The organism is Saccharothrix espanaensis DSM 44229 (genome assembly GCF_000328705.1).
Taxonomy (GTDB): Bacteria; Actinomycetota; Actinomycetes; order Mycobacteriales; family Pseudonocardiaceae; genus Actinosynnema; species Actinosynnema espanaense.
On the sequence record NC_019673.1, the window covers coordinates 1,279,894 to 1,297,372 of the forward strand.

Consider the following 17,479-nt stretch of genomic DNA (forward strand, 5'->3'; position numbering starts at 1 on the left):
CAGCGGCCCGTTTTCAGCGACAGAGGGGACACTGCGAGGTGGTCGGCGCGGCACCGGTGAGGTACGGCTCGAGGTGGGTGGCGATGGCCCTGGCCAGCGACGGCGGGACGGCGTTGCCGATCTGCCGGGCCACCTCGATCTTCGTGCCGCACCACTCGAAGTCGTCCGGGAAGCTCTGCAGGCGCGCGGCTTCCAGGTGGGTGATCGGCCGGTCGACGCGGTGGCCGTCCTCGCCGGGCTCCCACTGCGGGTGCAGGTACTGGCCCTTCTCGGGCTTGTAGAACTCGGTGCGGATGGTCAGCGACGGCTCGTCCCAGCGCATCCGGCCCATCACGTCCGTGGTGCCGGTCTTCTTCTCCCGCCAGCACCGGGGGAGCAGCTCGTCCGGCAGGTCGAACCGCCCGCCGCCGGGCGGGACGTGCCGGTAGCGCTGCACGGACAGCGGGGTCGGGTTGCGGCCGATGTGCAGGTCCGGGCTCTTGTGGCGGCCGGGCATGGTCTGGCCGAAGAACTCGACCGTGGAGTCCGGCAGCGCCGTGGTCGTGGGGAGTTCGGGCAGGCCGGTGAGCACGTCGCGGACGGTGTGCCAGCTACCGCGCGGGTGGGTGGGCGCGGGCAGCGGGATCGGGCCGATCCGGGAGCCGATCACGATCGCGCGCCGCCTGCGTTGCGGCACCCCGAAATCGGCCGCCAGCAGGATGCCCGAGCTCAGCTCATAGCCCTCGGTCTCGGCCTGGAGCAGGGCGAACTCGGTGGAGGACAGGAACCGGTCGACGTTCTCGATCACGAACACCTTGGGCCGCGCGGTGCGCACGAACCGCAGGTACTCGCGCCACAGTGAGTTGCGCGGGTCGTTGACGTCGCGCGAGCCGAGGTTCGAGAAGCCCTGGCACGGCGGTCCGCCGACGATCAGGTCGACCTCGGGGATGCTCTCGTCCGGGATCGCGGCGATGTCGGACCAGCGCATGTGGTCCTCGCCGAAGTTCGCGGCGTACGTCGCCGCCGCGCGCAGGTCCCACTCGACCGCCATGACCGGCCGGTAGCCACCAGCCGAGGCGAACCCGGCGGTCATGCCGCCGCAGCCGGCGAACAGGTCGATCATGGACAGCACGTCGGTCAGGTTAGCCCACGTCGGGGCGCGCGCGGGGCCGGCGCGCCGGCGACCGGCCGGCGGGGTGTGGTGGGTCAGTCGGGCGTCGGCGGGGCGGGTGTGGCGGGGGTCGGCCGGCGGCGGGCCAGCACGGTCTCGCGGACGCGGTTCGCGGCCTCGGCCGGGTCTTCGTGCTCCCAGACGCGGACCGCCAGCCAGCCCGCCTCGGCCAGCCGCTGGTCGGTGTTCGCGTCCCGGGTCTGGTTCGTCTCGATCTTCGTCCGCCAGAAGTCGCCGTTGTTCTTCGGCCACGTGCCGTGCGTCGGGCAGCCGTGCCAGAAGCAGCCGTCCACGAACACCGCGACCTTCGCGGGACCGAACACGACGTCGGCCTCGCGGCGGACCGCGCGCACCGGGCGTTGGTGCACGCGGTAGCGCAGGCCGAGGCGGTGCAGCTCGCGGCGCAGCGCGATCTCGATCTCGGTGTCCCGGGACCGCTGCCTGCTCATCCGGGCGCGGACCTCGTCCGTGGTGTCCAGCTTCGTCTCCGGCTTGCCCACCGGGCCATGATGGCTCACCGCGGGTACAGGATCGCGCGCAGGCTCCGCACCGCCCGGCCGAGCTGGGCGCGGGTGGGCAGGGGTACCCCGCCGACGTGCTCGGACTCGGTGAAACCCAGGTCGTGGAAGAAGAACGGCGGCATCGCGTGCACCAGCAGCGCCTCGGACCGCTGCGCCCCGCCGCGCGGGTTGAGGATGAGGCGCTCCACCCAGGCGTCGACCTGGAACACCACGTCCGCCAGCGGGTGCACGCGCACGTCGAGGCCGTTGCGGCGCAACTCGGCGACCACGTACGTGTCCCGCAGGAACGCCGTGAAGTCGGCGAGGACCTTGCGGCGCATGGCGTCCCGCGCCTGAGCCTTGTCGGCACGGGCGTCCGCGATCGCCTCCTGGGCGGGCGTCCACAGCATCGACCTGGTCCGGTCGTCGGTCTCGCAGAACTCGCGGAACTCGTCCCAGCCGGGTAATCGGCCCAGCGTCTCGACCACGTGGTGGGCCACATGGGTGAAGGCGAACTCGGGCCGCCACTCCCTGATGTCGACGACGTCCGGCGGTGGACCGGCACCGGGCGTGCTGAGGCAGGCGTCGACGACCTCCTCCGGGGCGAGCCGCAGGACGGTGTCGGTGGTGTGCGCCATGACGTGGTCCACCACGTGCTTGCGCTTGCTGAACCAGCCGTTGAAGTGGAACCGGGTTTCCTGGGTGACGTTGAAGGTCCGGCGGACGTCCAGCGCTGTCGTGGTCATGACGGAGAGGTTACGGACGGGCACCGACAGTTCGTGGAACGCGCAGGTCAGACCGTCAGCGATCGACGTCGAGGTCCGCCCGGTCGGCCGCCGCCCGGCCCGCGTCCCAGCCCGCCTCGCTCCGGATCGCGGTGGACTTGCTCGTGGTGTTGGTGAACAGGGTCGAGAACAGGTCGTCCACCGCGCGCTTCCGGGCGGCCAGCACCGGGAGCAGGCGGTCGTCCTCGGGTGGGGTGTTGGCGGCTTTCAGACGTTCGCCGACGCGGTGCGCGTAGGCCAGCAGGAAGGACTTCCGGAACGCCAGGCTGCGGGACTCGTCGCCCTTGCGCGCCTTGTCACCCGCCGCGACCATCGCCCGGGTGGCCTGTACGAGCAGCGACGCCGTGAGGAGCTCCACGATCTCCAGGTCGAGTTCCTCGCCCACCAACGCCACGAAACCCAGGTCGTAGACGACCGCACGGCACCGGTTCGCGTCCGCGACCACGTGCACGACCTGCGCCTTGCCGTCGAAGTAGCGCTTGTCCAGCCACACGCGGCGGGAGATCGTGGTCGGTTCCTCGGACGGCATCCGCTCCAACGCGTGCCGGGTCACCAGCTCCTGCGCTTTCGCCGAGAGCGCCTCGGCCTCGTCCGGGAACGGCGTGGACTCGGCCTTGGCCAGCAGCGACCGGACCCGCTTGAGGATCTTCGGGGCCACGCTGTGGTGGGTGATCTCGGCCAGCGGCGAGCCGGGCCGGGGCACGATCAGCGGCAGCGCGGGCAACGTGGACAGGGTGGCGAGCAGCGTGACGACAACGGCCAGCGCGTCATCGGGCAGCTCGATGTGCTTCACGGCCCACTGCGCGAGGTGGGGCTGTGACCGGTCCCACCAGATCGTCGCGCCGATGTCGGTCAACTGCTCGGTCCAGCGCGGGTGCAGCGACGTGTAGCGGGACGTGTTGTGCGCGATCGCGTCCACGACGAACGACAGCGCGCGCTCGTCCTCGTTGCGCCGGACGGTCTCGTATACGTCGGTCGGCAGCCAACCGTGGTCCCACAGGTTGTCCAGCGCACGGTCCAGCACCTCGTGCACGGCACCGTCCACTTCGGTCGGCGACAGGCCCGCGGTACGGGGTTTCGGCGCACGGCGATTCACGGCGGCACGTCGGATCGCCTCGCCCAGAGAGTCCACGATGGGTGATTCTCCCCCGTGGCGTGGTGTCGCTGCGGCCGGTGGGGCAGGTGGCGTGCCAGCCTCGCGCGGTGAGCCGGAAGACGCAGCGCCCCAGGCGGCGCCCGATCGTGGTGGTGCAACGTCCACTGGGGACGGCGTTGAGCCCGGCGCAACGCGCGTTCGTGGACGGCTGCCGGTCGCTGCCGCAGTTGACCGACCCGTTGGACGCGGAACTCGCGGTGAGTGCGGCGGTGGCCGACGTGTCCACGGACGAGGAGTTCTGGGCGGGGGTCGTGGAGCACGCGGTGTCGTTGCCGAGCAGGCGCAACGACCGGCTGCTGCGGGTGCTGGCGGCGATGCTGACCGGCCGGCCGCGGGAGTGGGCGGCGAGCGCCGTGCCCCCGGATGGCCCCGACCTCACGGTGGGCCGCGCGTGGATCTGCGACCGGTCGATCGACGCCGGCTACCTGGCGTTGGTGTGCACGTACAGGTTCGAGGACGAGCACGCGATGGTCTTCTTGATCGACGAGTTGGCCGGCGGTGTGGTGCGTAAGGCGTTCGTCACACGTGACGTGCAGGCGGCACGTGAGGAACTCGGCGGGCAGGGATCGTTGAACGAGATAGGCGCGGAGGCGGCGCACTGGCTGCTGGCCAAGTCCTACCACCGGCTGGACCGCAACCCGGACGTGCCGGTGGGCCTGGACGTGCGGCGGACCAGGCTGTCGGCCGACCGGCGGATCGCGTTGGCCTTCGGCTGATCAAAGCTGGTCACGGTGGTTGCGCACTGGACTGTCCACCTTGGACTCCGAGAGCCACCGGGTGGTCGGGATCAGGCCGTCCAGTCCGGGTCGCGGCCGAGCAGCGCCAGCGTGCGGTTCCAGCCCGTCGAGTCGGCGGCGATCGGGAGGACGGGGGCGAACGCCGCGCCGGGTGCGGTGCGCATCGGGCCGTCCGGGACCAGTTCGGCCTGTTCGAGCGCGGCGGCGACGAGGTCGTCGTCGTAGTCGAGCTTGCCGCCGACGGCGACCGCGACGTCCCAGCCGTGCACCAGGGTGTCGATCAGGTGAAAGCCGATCACGTTGCGCAGCGGGAACCGGCGACCCTCGAACTCGGCCAGCAGCACCCGCCGGTCGGGGTCGGCGGCGGCGAACGCGGCGGCCACCACGGCCAGACCGGCCTCGTGTGCGCTGGTCGAAGGCTCGCGGGGCGCGAACGCCTCCTCGCCGACGTCGGCCAGCACGGCGGCGGCGAAGCCGTGGTCCTGGCCGATCATGTGTGCCAGCAGAGCCGTCAAATCCCAGCCCGCGCACGGGGTCGGGCGGTGCAGGTCGGTGGGCCGGACACCCGCCACGATCGGCTGGATCGCGGCGAGGGAGCGGCGGTGGAGTTCCAAAATGGTCTGCATGTGCTTACTATCTACCCCGGTAGATCGTTGGTCAAGCGGTATCGTCCTGCGGGTGACCGGACAGCGCCACGACCTCGGGGCGTCGTTCGCCCGACTGGCGCGGGCGATGATCGACGCCGAAACGCCGATCTTCGGCGCGCACGACGTGGAAATGTGGGACTACGTAGTCCTGACCGCCCTGGAATCCGGAGCCGCACCCACCCAGGCCGAACTCGCGGCGGCAGTACGCCGGGACAAGACCCGCCTCATCCCGATCCTGGACCGGCTGGAAGCACGGGGCCTGCTCAGCCGAACACCCGACCCGGCGGACCGACGCAACCGGGTAGTCGCGTTGACCGAGGCAGGGCGCGCGCTCTTGGTCGCTTGTCAGAGTGAGGTGCGCGCCATGGAGGCGGAGTTCCTGGCATCGGTGCCGGCGGCCAGACGGCGTGTGTTCGTCGAAGTTCTGGAAGAACTCGCCGACGGCTTGTAGCCCGGCCGACATCCCCCACGGAAGGTTCACGCACCGACATTCCGGGCGCTGATAGAGGGGGGTTAAGCGGGGGAGAAGTATGGCGCCGCCAGGGTAAGCAAAAAGGCCCCGGTCAATGACCTGGGCCTTTGGTGCGCCGCCAGGGACTCGAACCCCGAACCCGCTGATTCCGAGCCGAAGTGCGCCGTCTTTCGGCGTTGATCACGGATAGGGCTCACTAGCAGCGGTAACCGCTAGCAAAATTGGCCGCGATAGACGGATACCCCTGGTCGTTCGACGTTGTTTTCCAAGGGTAAGCCATGGTGTTGATCTTGGTCGTCTGGCCGTTGTGATCGCTCGATGGCAAGGGGGCGAAGCCGTCGCGGCAGCCGATCTCCGGGCCCAGGGCAGCCCAGCCGCGCGACACCGCGATCGATCCGACAGTAGGGCAACGTGAGCCGAGTGGTTGGCGCGAGCGGTGGGGAGGCGCCGCCGATCAGGCTACCTGCACTGCGCCCCACGCAGAGCTACTCAGTACGAGACCCGGCGTGCCACGACACGGAAGGGGTTGGTGCCACACCGGCGGGGCCGAGACTTGACCGTCTCAAGCTCAATTGGACGTAGGTTCCTCACGAGGATGTCCGACAGGAGCGTGGCGAGCCATCGCGACTTACCGAGGCGGAACCTCTAGGCTGCTGACATGACCGTGGACGACTTGCAGCTACTGGAAGAGCAGCTTGCGGTTGAACGCCGCAAGGTGGATGTGGCGATTCACAATTTCTCCACACGCGAGCTTGTTCGTATGATGGCAGATGAAGAACTGAATACTGCTCCCGCCTATCAGAGGAAGTTTCGATGGACAAAGGAAGGGGAATCGCTCTTTATTGAATCAGTATTCTTGGGTCTGCCTATCCCGCCTCTTTTCGTTGCGACCAACATAGGTTTTCAATGGGAGGTTGTTGACGGTTTGCAGCGTCTGTCTACTCTGCATCACTTCATGTCAGACTCCGATAGCAGTTTGGATCTGGTTGGCCGTACTGAACCTCTGCGGCTAGCTGGACTTGAAAAGCTGAGTCAACTAAATGGGAGAGGCTACAAAGATCTTCCGAAGAACATTCAGATCTACTTCGGTAGGCAGCCGCTCCAAGTTGTATCGCTGACAGATAAGAGTGATCTCCAGATCCGATTCGATCTGTTTGAGAGGTTGAATAAGGGCGGTATCGTGCTGACGCCGCAGGAGGTACGTGCCTGTGTCTATCGCGGTCAGTTCAACGACTTTATCGAGCCGCTTGCCCAATTTCCGGACTTTGCAAGTCTTTTGAAGTTGCAGCAGGCTCGACAAAGTGACGGTACTAGTGTCGAGCAAGTACTCAAGTTTTTCGCTTACAAGAATGATCGAGATCGGTTCGATGGTCGTGTGGAAAAGTTCTTGAATCGGTATATGGGTGAAGCCGAGAAAGCTTTCAACTACGACAAAGAGCGGCGACTCTTTGAGTCGGCTGCTCATGAATTGGCGGCAATTTGTGGAGGACCGTTCCTTGCTGGCACGCATCCGCTTACTCCGCTCGTGCAATTCGAAGCCTGCATGGTGGCCTTGGGCGAGCTTATTGACGGTGGAGTGAAAGTTGTTGCGCCAGCGTCAGGCTGGGTGAATGATCCTCAGCTTCGTGAGGCTTCGGGTGCTGGCACCAATACAAAGTCCATGCTGGGGCGTCGCATCGATCGCGCGAAGGCAATTTTCAGTGGCCAAGCATGAAGACCTGGTAGCTGAGATAGCTGCGCAATGTGATCGACTCTTGACGCGTGCCGACCAGCTTAAGAGGTACATGGTAATCAGTGCTGCACTTGCGCAATCGGACCCAAAATCACTTTACTTTCTTACGGTTGAATCTCGTGGTGCCGCTATTGTGGGGATTTGCGCAGAATTGGAGGCTTTGACGCGGACAATACTGCAACGATCCCATGAGGAGATTAATGAAAGCAGCATCCCGTACAGTCAAATGTCGGCATCACTTAGGCAGCTGGCGGCCCACGAGACATTTGAAAGCCTGCGATCACTTCGTGATCACTCGAGACTTTGGGATCGGAGGGCTCACGCCACCACTCTAGAGTTCTGCAATGATTTCGTTAAGTTGCCGATAGAAAGGCGGCACGCTCAACCGCCTCTAGACGGCCGGACTTTGAAGCCGGAACATTTTTATCGAATATGGGCAATCTACAACCTGCCGGGAGAGGCTTTCCCTGTCGTGGGCTGGGCCGCTTCGCTTCAAAAAGTGGCGCTTCTTCGCAATGATATCGCGCATGGCAATGTGGCATTTGCCGACGTTTTTAAGCAAGCTGGCACTTCGATGCGTGAAATCGAGGCGTATTTGGATGATCTTTCACACTTCTCGATACATGTGGCTATCCAATGGCAAGAATACCTGTCGGTTGGCGGTTATCTACTGAATTCCTAGTAGGTGTGCAGGGTTTGAATGATGGATCGTAGTCTTCGGTATCGAAACCGACGTCGTGGTCCCCAGTTTCTGGCGGGGCTCGACGCGGCGGTCAATTCTGGGCATTCTTTGACCTGTGAGGCGATGGGCACTCGAATGCTCTTGCGGTTCCTCCGGGGGTCGGTGGCCGTTCCTTGCCGACGGCGGGACCGGTGCCCATGCCGTACGCGGCGCGCCCGGACGCCGCCAGGCGGCCTTGGGCGGGCCGCACTACACAGGGTGCCGGTCTCCGTCACCGGCCTGGCACCAACGGCCAGCGGCCCCCCGCAGGGGGCCGCCTTGACCAAGAAAAGAAACTCTGAACACCGTGGTCGCGGGCCTGAGCGCTGAGTGTTGGCGGGGCGTTGTCGCGCCTCGGGGCTGGGTGGCGTAGGACTAGGGCATGGTCGCTGCGGTGGTGTTTGACGTTGGGGAGACGTTGTTGGACGACTCCCGCGAGTGGGGTGCGTGGGCTGACTGGGTTGGGGTGTCTCGGCATACGTTCTCGACGGTGTTGGGGGCCGTGACCTCTGCTGGGCGGGACAACGCTGAGACGTTCCAGTACTTCCGGCCTGGGTTTGACCTTGCTCGGGAGCGGGAGTTGCGGGAAGCCGCGGGGGTGGGGGAGCGGATCGAGGAGGTTGATCTGTACCCGGATGTGCGGGGTGGGTTGGCTCGGTTGCGGGAGTTGGGGTTGTGGGTTGGGGTTGCCGGTAACCAGACGGCTCGGGTGGGGGAGTTGTTGCGGGAACTGGAGTTGCCGGTGGATGCGGTCGCCACTTCTGGGGAGTGGGGTGTGGCTAAGCCGTCTGCGGGGTTCTTTGAGCGGGTGGTGGGGATGACGCCTGCGGGGGCCGCTGGGGACGTGTTGTACGTGGGGGATCACCGGGACAACGACGTGGTGGCGGCCAAGGCGGCTGGGTTGCGGACGGCGTTGATCCGGCGTGGGCCTTGGGGGTACCTGTGGGCCGATGATCCGTTGGTGCGGCGGGATGCCGACTGGGTGATCGACTCGTTGCACGACTTGCCGGGGGTGTTGTTTCCGGCTTAGCGGGCACCTGCCCAGGCTGCCAGGTCTAGGAGACCGGAGCTTAGGGACGGGTGCGTGCGTAGGAGGACGGAGAGGGCCTGGCGGACCTGTGGGTGGGAGCGAGTGTGTTCTGGGGCGGCCTGGCGGGCTGCTTGTAGGCAGATGTGGGCCTCTTCGTAGTGGCCCAGGTCTAGCTGGGCTCTGGCCAGGTCGATGAAGTAGTGCGAGCGGCGTTCGGCTGGGAGGTGGGACGGGGGTTCCCATGTTGCGGCTCGTTGGATGCCTGCTGGGTCGCGGAGTTCGGCGGCTACGGCTAGTTCGTGGATGCGGAGCGATGCCGGGCCGAACGCGGTGCCGTCATAGATGCCTTCGGGAGCGGTGTGGGCTGCGTGGCGGGCCGTTAGGAGGTGGTCGGCGGCTACGTCTGCCTTGCCTGCTCGGGCTGCGACCACTGCGGCTCGCATGTGTAGGGAGCCGAACGCTGCCGCTGTTGCTGCCTGCTTGAGGTTGCGGGTCGGGATCTGGTCCGCGGCTTGGTCTAGGGCGCGGGAAGCCGTGTGTAGGTCGCCGCTGGCGAAGAACGTTTCGGTGCGCACGTACGAGACGGCGGCGGGTAGGAGGATGTTGTCTGACTCCTGGGCCGTGGTGCGCATCAGGTCGATCAGGCGGGCTGACAGGTCGAAGTAGCGGAACTTGTAGGCCACGCCGTCCGCTGCGCGTAGGGCCAGGGTGAGCAAGGACGCCACGTGGCGGCGGTCGGCTGTGGTGAAGAGCTGGCGAGCGCGGGAGAGTTCGCCGATCAGGGCTGGGAGGTGGCGGACCAGCTCGCCGTAGCGGGCCTCCAGGCGGTGGGTGTTCATCGTGGTGACGTCTGCTTGGAGCTCGGCGAGCGTGCGGGTTGGGCCGTCGTCGGGGATGTCGAGGATGTCCAGAGCGCGCCGTAGGCGTGGGACGGCTACGTGGACGATGTTCTGATCTTGGGCGGTGGGGCTGTCGTTGGTCTGGTCGGTTGGTGCCCACGGTTGTGGTGTGTAGGGCGTAGGTGGTTCTACGGTGCGGGCCGCGTAGAGGGTGGCGGCGTCGGGGAGTCGGCGAGCGCCGCCGGTGAACCACCTCAGGTGGTGTGGGACGTGTAGGGCGTCGCACCAGCGTTCTAGGCGTTCTAGGTCGGTTACGGCGCGGCGGGTGCGTTCTAGTTCGCTAATCCGGCCTTGGGTGAGGTCCAGCCAGGCGGCGAGGGTGGTTTGCGGGACCTTGGGGCTCTGGGCCTGGCGGTAGGCGCGGAACAGAAGGCCGATGTTGCGGGCTTCGAATGCCTCGCGGAGGGTGGGTCGGGTCCAGAACTCCGGCGGGAGGTTCGGCGGACTGAGCGTTGCGGCGGCGGCGCATCTGCTGCACTGGGTGCCTTGGTTGTCGCTGGCCAGCAACGTGTTGCACGTGTGGCATCGGCGCTTCGGCACGCTCACCCCCTGCGCTAGCTGCGTCTACTTCGGAGTGTAGCGCGCCGGTTACGTGGCTGACCCGGTACTAATAGGACGCCTATTATTCCGAGTAGCTGCTGGTATGGAATCGGCCTTCTGTACGCGTGAACCTGATCAAACAAGAACCAGGTTTGCTACATGGAGGTGGGGCCGATGGCCTTTTACTTGCTTCTCCAGCCCGAGGAGGGCACGGAGTCGGCGCTGGTCGAGCGTGCCCAGGGGCATCCGTCTTTGGTGATCTCGTCCGGTGACGCTCGGCTCACGGTGCAGATCGCGGGGCAGGAGGACGGCGCGCAGCTCGCCATCAAGTTCGCGCGGGAGTTGGCCGGCTCGGCGGCGGCGTTCGCGGACCGGTGCGAGGCGTTGACGAAGCTCGCTCCGTTGGACTTCGAGCACTTGGCCGCGTTGGTCGGGACCACGCCGGAGGAAGTGGACGCGTTGACGGCCGGCGGGCGCGATGAGGACGTCGAGCGGTGAGCGATGTTGACGGCCTGAAGCCGTTGTGCGGCAGGGAAGAGTTCGCTGTGATCGTTGACCAGTTGGTGGCGATCGAGCCGCCCCGGATCTTTGCTGTGGTGCAGGAGTACGGGGAGCGGCTGAACGCGTGGGTCATCGCGTGGGGCATGGCGTTTGAGGACCACGCGGAGGTCTACACGGTTGATCAGAGGACGCGGCTGAGCTTGAGCCGGCCGGACAGCGCGCCGGCGTTGTTCGCCAGTGAGCGGGAGTCGCTTTCGGCTCGTCGGAGGCTCGGGAGCGGCTGGGGCCGGAGAGGGCGGAAGTCTGCAACGTGTAGCGGGTCGGTGCGGCGGGGACTGGTCGAGGGGTGGAGCGTGATGGTTGGCGGGGCTGAGTGGACTGATGAGGAACGACGCGTGCTGGGGGCTGGGTTCGCCGAGCTGCTGGGGCGGGTGGACGAACTCAGCGCGCGTCTGAGTCGGATTGAGGATCACTTGGCTTCCGACCGGAAAGCTCAGCCTCAACCGCCGAAACGCGCCTGCTGAGGTCGTCCAAGACGGTGTTGATCTGCTGGAACATCTCCCGAAGCTCATGCGGTGAGGGCGCGTCGTCCCCCGCATGGGCTTCGGGCTTCTTGACGACGATCGTGCCTTCGCCCTGGCGGGAGATCACCAGTCCCTCGTTGCGGAGCTGGTCCAGAGCCTTCTGCAGCGTCATGACGGCTCGGCCGTACTTCACCTGGAGTTCGGCCAGGGAAGGGAGCTTGTCTCCGACCTGGATGGCGTCGGACGCGATGAGGCGGCGTAGGTCTTCTGCGATCTGCTGGTACGCCGGGCGGGGGTCGGTTGCGTCTAGGCCCATGGCGAGACTGTACCGACACAGCTAGCTCAGTTGAAAGTCACCTGATCGGCCTAGTGAAACTCCTAGCTCTACTAGTTATGTTGGTGGTGTAGTTGGTGGCGGTTCGGCCGCCCTGATCTGGTGGAGGTTCTTGGATGGCGTTGCAGGACTTGCCGGTGATGTTGAGCGGCTATCGGCTGATGATCACGGAAGCGCCGGTGGCGAAGGTGCGGGAGGCCGATGACGGCACCGTGACGCCGGTCGTGGATCGGGTGTCGGGTGCGGTGCAGTACGTGGTGACGCTGTTCGCCAAGCCGGTCCCGGTGGAGGGGCGGAAGGTAGGCAAGGGGGAAGAGATCCGCGTCAACCTGCCTGGTGACCCTGGGAAGGGGTTCGAGGAGGGCACGTACGTGGAGTTGGTCAACGCGGTGGTCAACACGTACGAGATTCCGGATCGGATCGACCCGCGCAAGATCGCCTCGGCTGGGTTGTGGTTCAAGGCGGCGGGGTTGAAGTCGGTCACGCGGTCGGCGCGTAGCGCGGCCTGATCTGGTCGCGTCTGGAGAGTTCCGTCTAAGCCCTTTTGTTGGGCTGCTTGGTCTTTGTCAATTCCACAGTGGATAGACCCATGCCTGAAACCGGTGGGTGTGGGTGGTTGTTGAGTCGTGCGGAGGTCGGTCACTGGGTGGTGGTCGGCCGCCGCCATGAGCAAAGGAGGTGTTCATGGCTGAACCTTCGGGGAGGTCCCGGCGGTCGGTCGGGTGGGAGTTCCGCACCTTGCGGTGGTTGGTGCGGCATCCCGGCGCGGTGGTGGGGCCTGGTGGGCTTGGGGCCTCGGTGGTCGAGTTCGGGCCTTGGGTGGCCGGCGGTGTGGTTGGTGGGTTGGCCACAGGTACGGCTGCTTGGTATCGGGCGCATCCGGACACGTTCGACGTGTGGGCGGCTCCGGTGTTGAGGGCTTGGCGGCGGCGCTGGGTTGGGGCGTTCGGCGGGCGTCGGTGGGTGAACCTCATGGGCGCGTGTGGGCTGACCTCGGTGCATCACCGGACTGGGGAAGTCCTGGTGCCGCGTGTGCTGCGGGTTCGGTCTTGGTCGCCGTCGCTGGATGTGGTTCGGGTGCGGTTGGTGCCTGGGCAGGCGTTGCGGGCGTTCTCCAAGGTCGTGCCGGAGCTGGCCTCGACGCTCAAGGCTGAGCGGGTCGCGGTTGAGCAGGGACGGCCTGGTGAGGTCGCGTTGATCGTCCAGTGGCGGGAGCCGTTCACGTCGGTGATTCCTGCTCCGGCCATGCCTGAGCGTTCGGACGCGGTGGATCTGCGGTCGTTGTGCCTCGGTGAGGACGAGTTGGGTGGGGAGTGGCGTGAGCCGTTGATCGGCACGCATCACCTGACGGCGGGAGCTACCGGGGCGGGCAAGAACTCGGTCGTGATGGCCAAGCTTCGGGCTGTCGCGCCACTGATCCGGGATGGGGTGGTTCGGCCGTGGGTGTGTGATCCGAAGCGGTTCGAGTTCGTGGCGTTGCGGCCGATCTTGGATGGGCGGTACGCGGACACGCCGGAGGACTGCGCCGAGTTGATCGGCCGGTTCGTGGACAACATGGAGCGTAAGCAGAAGCGCTTGCAGCGTAAGGGGAAGCGGTCGGTTCCGGTGTCGGTGGATCATCCGGTGGACTGGCTGATTCTGGACGAAGTGGGCTTCTTGATGGCCTACAACTCCGAGTACGCGAGCGAGATCACCAACGCGTGCGCGGTCGTCTCCTCGATGGGGCGGGCGACGAATGACGTGCTTGACGTCTACGTGCAGGAGCCGTCCAAGGACGTGCTGCCGATCCGGGATCTGATCCCGCATCGGGTGTGCCTGCGGGTGACCTCTGAACGGCACCCGGACATGGTGCTGGGTGATGGTGCCCGGGAGCGCGGGGCGATTGCCGACGAGATCGGGGCTGACCAGTCCACTGCGGGGATCGGCTTCCGGGTTGATCCGCGTTCTCGTACGCCGCGCCGTGTGCGTGCGGCCTACACGACTGATCGGGACATCGCTGAGTTGGTCGAGTTCATCAAAGACGGTCCTGCCTACGGGTTGCGGGCCGTTGCCTGAGTATGGAGGTTTTCCTTGTCTTCCAACAGTTCGCGGTCGCTTGACCGCATCATCCGGACTCTGCGGTCGCTCATGCGGACGTCGGGGTTGCCTCGGCCTGATCGGGTGGTCATCTCGGCCCGGTCAGGCTCGGTGCAAGTCGAGTTCAGCGCCGGTACTGCGCCGGATCGGCTCGCGGCGTTGTTGCTGTGGGTCGTGTGCCTGGACGGCGTGACGCTCACGTGGAACCTGCGGACGGATCGAGTCCTGACCGTGGCTGCCACGGCGCGGAACCGTGCGGGGTTGGAGTTCGGGTTGACGGCCTCGGTGGGCCTGGCGGAACTCGGCGTGGTGGTGGCGGGGCAGTCCGCGGTGAAGGTGGGGCCGTTCCGGCTGGTGCCATCGGTAGTCGAGCCGGTGACCTTCGAGGAGGTCTCCCGGCTGGTTCACCTCGGGCGGGCTGTGGCTCGTCGGCAGGGTGTCGGCCACGTCGAGGCGGCGTGACATGGCGACGACGGTTGCACTGCGGACCCGCCGATTCCAAGCGGCGGCACAGCTCGCGGGGTTCAGGTCTGACTACGCGTTGGCCAACGCGATGGAAGTTGAGCGGTCGACCTTGTCTCGGGTTCTCAAGGGCTCGCAGCGGCCAGGACCGTTGTTCATCGGCGGGGCGTTGAAGGCGCTCGCGCCCTTGCAGTTCGAGGACCTGTTCGAGGTCGTTCCGGTGAGGTTGTGAAAGGGGGCGCTATTGGTAGTCACGCTGGATGAGCGGATCGCGGATCGGTTGCGGCGCAACGACTATCGCGACTGGCGGGACAAGGTCACGGCTACGGGTGGGTGTGCTCAGCCCATCCGGTTGAACGGGGCCTGGGAGCTGCGGAGCCTGGACGGGGCGCGCGTCTTGGCGCAGCTCGGCGGGGACGTGATGGTGCCGTGCGGCAACCGGCGGGCGTCGGTGTGCTCGGCCTGCTCGGACCAGTACGCGGCGGATGCGTTTCACCTGATGCGGGCGGGGCTGTCGGGTGGGAGTAAGGGCGTGCCGGTGGCGGTTGCCGAGAAACCGCGCGTGTTCGCGACGCTGACCGCCCCGTCGTTCGGCGCGGTCCACAACCGGGCGACGACTGCCGGCGGCAAGGCTCGGCCGTGTAGCGGGTGCGGGCAGTTTCATCACGAGGACGATCCGCGCATTGGGGCGGCCGTCGATCCGGACCGGTACGACTACGTCGGGGCGGTGTTGTGGCAGGCGCACGCGGGGAAGCTCTGGCATCGGTTCACGATCGCGGTTCGGCGGGCGCTGGCTCGGTCGGTTGGGCTGACGGTGCGGGACTTCGGCAACCATGCCCGCGTCTCGTACGCCAAGGTCGCCGAGTACCAGCGGCGGGGCCTCGTCCATTTCCACGCGGTTATGCGCATCGACGGGCCGGAAGGATCTGACGATCCGGCACCCGCGTGGGCTACGGCTGAGCTGCTTGACCAGGCGGTTCGTGCCGCTGCGCGTGTGGTCTTGGTCGAGTCGCACCGCCCGGACGGCACGGTGCTTGATCTCGTGTGGGGTGCACAGGTCGACGTGCGGCCGATCCGCGCGGCCTCGGCGGACCAGGTCGAGGAAGCCGGGGCGGTCAGTGACGCCAAGTTGGCCGCGTACGTCGCCAAGTACGCGACCAAGGGGACCGGTGCGCGGGACACGCCGGATCGGTCGATCAGGTCGCAGCTCGACATTGATCACCTGCGGGTGTCCCCGCATCACCGACGCATGATCCAGGCCGCGTGGGACCTCGGTGACCTGGGGTTCTACACCGATCTGAACCTGCGGAAGTGGGCTCACATGCTCGGGTTCCGCGGGCACTTCCTGACCAAGTCCAAGCACTACAGCACCACGTTCAAGCGCATTCGTGAAGACCGGCGGGCGTACCGGGCCGCTGAGGTGCTGGACCGGCTTGGGCTGGACGCGGAGTCGGTCCTGGTGGTCAACGACTGGGCGTATGCGGGGTCGGGCTACGCCGATGACGCCGAACGGGAGCTGGCTACGGCGCTTGGCGAGCGGCTACGCGCCCAACGGCAACGCAACTACACAGAGGAGACAGCATGACTGAACACCTTGAGCCCTTGTGGACGGTCACGGACGTGGCGTCGTTCCTCGGTGTCCCCGTCCACACGCTCTACGGATGGCGCACCAAGAGGTACGGGCCACCAGCTCGGCGGGTCGGGAAGCACCTGCGGTACCTGCCGGCGGAGGTTCGGGCGTGGGTTGAGCGGCAGAACCCGGAGGTGGCGTGATGGGTCGTCCACCTATGCCGATCGGCACCTACGGGAAGATCCGGTGCTACCAGACGTCCACCGGGTGGCGGGCGACTACGTACTTCCGCGACTACGACGGCAAGACTCGGCCGGTCGAGCGGCTGGGCAAGACCAAGGCGGCTGCGGAGCGGAACCTCAAGAAGGCGCTGACGGAGCGGGCCGGGCCGTCCGGTGGGGCGCTCAACGCTGACAGTCGGGTGAAGCAGGCAGCCGAACTGTGGTTCACGGCGTTTCAGGCGGCTGCCGACTCGGGGACGCGCTCACCGGGCAGTGCAGAGACGTACCGGGGGATCTTGGATCGTCACGTGCTGCCGGGGCTGGGGGAGTTGTTGCTGCGGGAGGCGACGGTTTCGCGCATCGATACCTTCCTGGGCTCGGTGAGGGACCTGGTTGGCGTCTCGACCGCCAAGACGGCTCGATCCGTCGTCTCCGGGGTGCTCGGCCTGGCGGTGCGTCACGGAGCGCTCGACGCGAATCCGACTCGGGAGACGTCACGTCTGGAAGGCGGCCGGAAGAAGGGGCCTCGGGCGCTCACGTTGGAGGAGCGGACGCGGTGGCTCGCGTTGATGGACTCCGACGAGAGAGCGGTTCGGAAGGACGTACCCGACCTGTCGCGGTTCATGATGGCGACCGGTGTTCGGATCGGGGAAGCGCTGGCCGTCTATTGGGATGACGTCGACCTTGAGGCCGGGACGGTCGCCGTGGACTTCACGGTCATCCGGGTCAAGGCCGCTGGGTTGGTTCGGAAGTCGACCAAGACCGAAGCGGGGGAGCGGACGTTGCCGCTGCCGTCGTGGGCGGTGAAGGTGTTGGCTCGGCGGCGGGCGGCTACCGACTACCCGGAAGGGCCGGTGTTCCCCGACGCGCTGGGTGGGCTGCGGGACCCGTCCAACACCCGGCGGGACCTTCGGGACGCTCGGGGCAGCGACGAGTTCGTCTGGGTGACCTCGCACGTGTTCCGGAAGACGGCGGCCACGATCCTGGACGAGGCCAACCTGACGGCCCGGCTGATCGCGGACCAGCTCGGGCACTCCCGGCCGTCGATGACGCAGGACGTGTACCTCGGTCGGAAGGCCGTTGATAGGCGCACGGCAGAGGCGTTGGAATGCGCATTCGGCGTGCCGGAGAACGGCGACGAGGAGGCGCAGGAATCGACTTCGGATGGTGAGTCGTCGCCTGCGGCGTGACCCGCTGGGGTTAGGGAGTCAGCCCGTAAACCATGGGTAAGTCATGGGGGCGATCTTGCAAGCAAAAAGGCCCCGGTCAATGACCTGGGCCTTTGGTGCGCCGCCAGGGACTCGAACCCCGAACCCGCTGATTAAGAGTCAGCTGCTCTGCCAGTTGAGCTAGCGGCGCTTGTCGGGCTTCGTGGTGCTCCGTCCGACGTGAAGAACATTAGCACAGCGTCCTACGCGGCTC

Annotated in this window: 20 protein-coding genes and 1 tRNA gene; 13 read left to right on the plus strand and 8 right to left on the minus strand. The window is 66.5% G+C overall.

The features are described 5' to 3' along the window. Positions 1-13 precede the first annotated feature (13 nt). From BN6_RS06015 to BN6_RS06030, 4 genes are all read right to left on the minus strand, one after another. Positions 14-1,102: a DNA cytosine methyltransferase gene (locus tag BN6_RS06015; RefSeq protein WP_041312084.1), complete on the minus strand. Its 1,089-nt coding sequence runs from the start codon at positions 1,100-1,102 to the stop codon at positions 14-16. 83 nt (positions 1,103-1,185) lie between these two features. Further along, positions 1,186-1,599, minus strand: a complete 414-nt coding sequence (locus tag BN6_RS06020) for a very short patch repair endonuclease (RefSeq protein ID WP_051075938.1) — start codon at positions 1,597-1,599, stop codon at positions 1,186-1,188. A 65-nt stretch (positions 1,600-1,664) separates the two neighbouring features. Then, positions 1,665-2,396 carry a hypothetical protein gene (locus BN6_RS06025; protein ID WP_041312087.1) on the minus strand — a complete coding sequence of 244 codons (732 nt, stop codon included), beginning with the start codon at positions 2,394-2,396 and terminating at the stop codon, positions 1,665-1,667. Between the two features lie 55 nt (positions 2,397-2,451). Further along, positions 2,452-3,567: a DUF2786 domain-containing protein gene (locus tag BN6_RS06030; protein WP_015098665.1), complete on the minus strand. Its 1,116-nt coding sequence runs from the start codon at positions 3,565-3,567 to the stop codon at positions 2,452-2,454. A gap of 71 nt (positions 3,568-3,638) precedes the next feature. Between BN6_RS06030 and BN6_RS06035 the strand changes: the two genes are divergently transcribed. After that, the gene (locus tag BN6_RS06035; protein WP_148302752.1) at positions 3,639-4,307 is read left to right on the plus strand and encodes a hypothetical protein; all 669 of its coding nucleotides are present in this window, start codon (positions 3,639-3,641) and stop codon (positions 4,305-4,307) included. A gap of 71 nt (positions 4,308-4,378) precedes the next feature. Here the strand turns inward: BN6_RS06035 and BN6_RS06040 are convergent, their stop codons facing one another. Further along, positions 4,379-4,954, minus strand: a complete 576-nt coding sequence (locus BN6_RS06040) for a TIGR03086 family metal-binding protein (protein ID WP_015098667.1) — start codon at positions 4,952-4,954, stop codon at positions 4,379-4,381. A 52-nt stretch (positions 4,955-5,006) separates the two neighbouring features. On the opposite strand from BN6_RS06040, the gene BN6_RS06045 reads away from it, so the two are divergent. The 4 genes from BN6_RS06045 (at position 5,007) to BN6_RS06055 (ending at position 8,930) form a co-directional block, all read left to right on the plus strand. Continuing rightward, positions 5,007-5,426 carry a MarR family winged helix-turn-helix transcriptional regulator gene (locus BN6_RS06045; protein ID WP_231905029.1) on the plus strand — a complete coding sequence of 140 codons (420 nt, stop codon included), beginning with the start codon at positions 5,007-5,009 and terminating at the stop codon, positions 5,424-5,426. Positions 5,427-6,105: 679 nt separating this feature from the next. Next, the gene (locus BN6_RS43295) at positions 6,106-7,161 is read left to right on the plus strand and encodes a DUF262 domain-containing protein (RefSeq protein WP_148302754.1); all 1,056 of its coding nucleotides are present in this window, start codon (positions 6,106-6,108) and stop codon (positions 7,159-7,161) included. Next, complete coding sequence (locus BN6_RS45340) at positions 7,148-7,861, plus strand: HEPN domain-containing protein (protein ID WP_148302755.1); 714 nt, start codon at positions 7,148-7,150, stop codon at positions 7,859-7,861. Before BN6_RS43295 ends, BN6_RS45340 begins: the two co-directional genes overlap by 14 nt. Positions 7,862-8,282: 421 nt before the next feature. After that, the gene (locus BN6_RS06055) at positions 8,283-8,930 is read left to right on the plus strand and encodes an HAD family hydrolase (RefSeq protein ID WP_015098671.1); all 648 of its coding nucleotides are present in this window, start codon (positions 8,283-8,285) and stop codon (positions 8,928-8,930) included. Here the strand turns inward: BN6_RS06055 and BN6_RS06060 are convergent. Further along, complete coding sequence (locus BN6_RS06060) at positions 8,927-10,336, minus strand: hypothetical protein (protein WP_051075454.1); 1,410 nt, start codon at positions 10,334-10,336, stop codon at positions 8,927-8,929. The genes BN6_RS06055 and BN6_RS06060 overlap by 4 nt on opposite strands. 207 nt (positions 10,337-10,543) lie before the next feature. Between BN6_RS06060 and BN6_RS06065 the strand changes: the two genes are divergently transcribed. After that, positions 10,544-10,867 carry a hypothetical protein gene (locus tag BN6_RS06065; protein ID WP_015098673.1) on the plus strand — a complete coding sequence of 108 codons (324 nt, stop codon included), beginning with the start codon at positions 10,544-10,546 and terminating at the stop codon, positions 10,865-10,867. A gap of 444 nt (positions 10,868-11,311) precedes the next feature. Here BN6_RS06065 and BN6_RS43305 read toward each other — a convergent pair whose 3' ends face one another. Beyond that, entirely contained in the window at positions 11,312-11,710 is a 399-nt protein-coding gene (locus BN6_RS43305; RefSeq protein ID WP_015098675.1) for a GntR family transcriptional regulator, read from the minus strand. Positions 11,711-11,844: 134 nt separating this feature from the next. Between BN6_RS43305 and BN6_RS06080 the strand changes: the two genes are divergently transcribed. The 7 genes from BN6_RS06080 (at position 11,845) to BN6_RS06110 (ending at position 17,247) form a co-directional block, all read left to right on the plus strand. After that, complete coding sequence (locus BN6_RS06080; protein ID WP_015098676.1) at positions 11,845-12,237, plus strand: hypothetical protein; 393 nt, start codon at positions 11,845-11,847, stop codon at positions 12,235-12,237. A gap of 175 nt (positions 12,238-12,412) precedes the next feature. Then, positions 12,413-13,783 carry an FtsK/SpoIIIE domain-containing protein gene (locus BN6_RS06085; protein ID WP_015098677.1) on the plus strand — a complete coding sequence of 457 codons (1,371 nt, stop codon included), beginning with the start codon at positions 12,413-12,415 and terminating at the stop codon, positions 13,781-13,783. A gap of 132 nt (positions 13,784-13,915) precedes the next feature. Continuing rightward, on the plus strand, positions 13,916-14,266 hold the full coding sequence (locus tag BN6_RS06090) for a hypothetical protein (protein ID WP_231905037.1): 351 nt from the start codon (positions 13,916-13,918) through the stop codon (positions 14,264-14,266). Position 14,267: 1 nt separating this feature from the next. After that, the gene (locus BN6_RS06095) at positions 14,268-14,498 is read left to right on the plus strand and encodes a hypothetical protein (RefSeq protein ID WP_015098679.1); all 231 of its coding nucleotides are present in this window, start codon (positions 14,268-14,270) and stop codon (positions 14,496-14,498) included. 12 nt (positions 14,499-14,510) lie between these two features. Continuing rightward, the gene (locus tag BN6_RS06100) at positions 14,511-15,851 is read left to right on the plus strand and encodes a replication initiator (protein WP_015098680.1); all 1,341 of its coding nucleotides are present in this window, start codon (positions 14,511-14,513) and stop codon (positions 15,849-15,851) included. Next, positions 15,848-16,039: a helix-turn-helix transcriptional regulator gene (locus tag BN6_RS06105; protein WP_015098681.1), complete on the plus strand. Its 192-nt coding sequence runs from the start codon at positions 15,848-15,850 to the stop codon at positions 16,037-16,039. Before BN6_RS06100 ends, BN6_RS06105 begins: the two co-directional genes overlap by 4 nt. 218 nt (positions 16,040-16,257) lie before the next feature. Continuing rightward, the gene (locus BN6_RS06110) at positions 16,258-17,247 is read left to right on the plus strand and encodes a tyrosine-type recombinase/integrase (RefSeq protein ID WP_231905046.1); all 990 of its coding nucleotides are present in this window, start codon (positions 16,258-16,260) and stop codon (positions 17,245-17,247) included. Between the two features lie 93 nt (positions 17,248-17,340). On the opposite strand, the gene BN6_RS06115 is transcribed toward BN6_RS06110, so the two are convergent. Next, positions 17,341-17,416: transfer RNA gene (locus BN6_RS06115), tRNA-Lys, on the minus strand. Positions 17,417-17,479 lie beyond the last annotated feature (63 nt).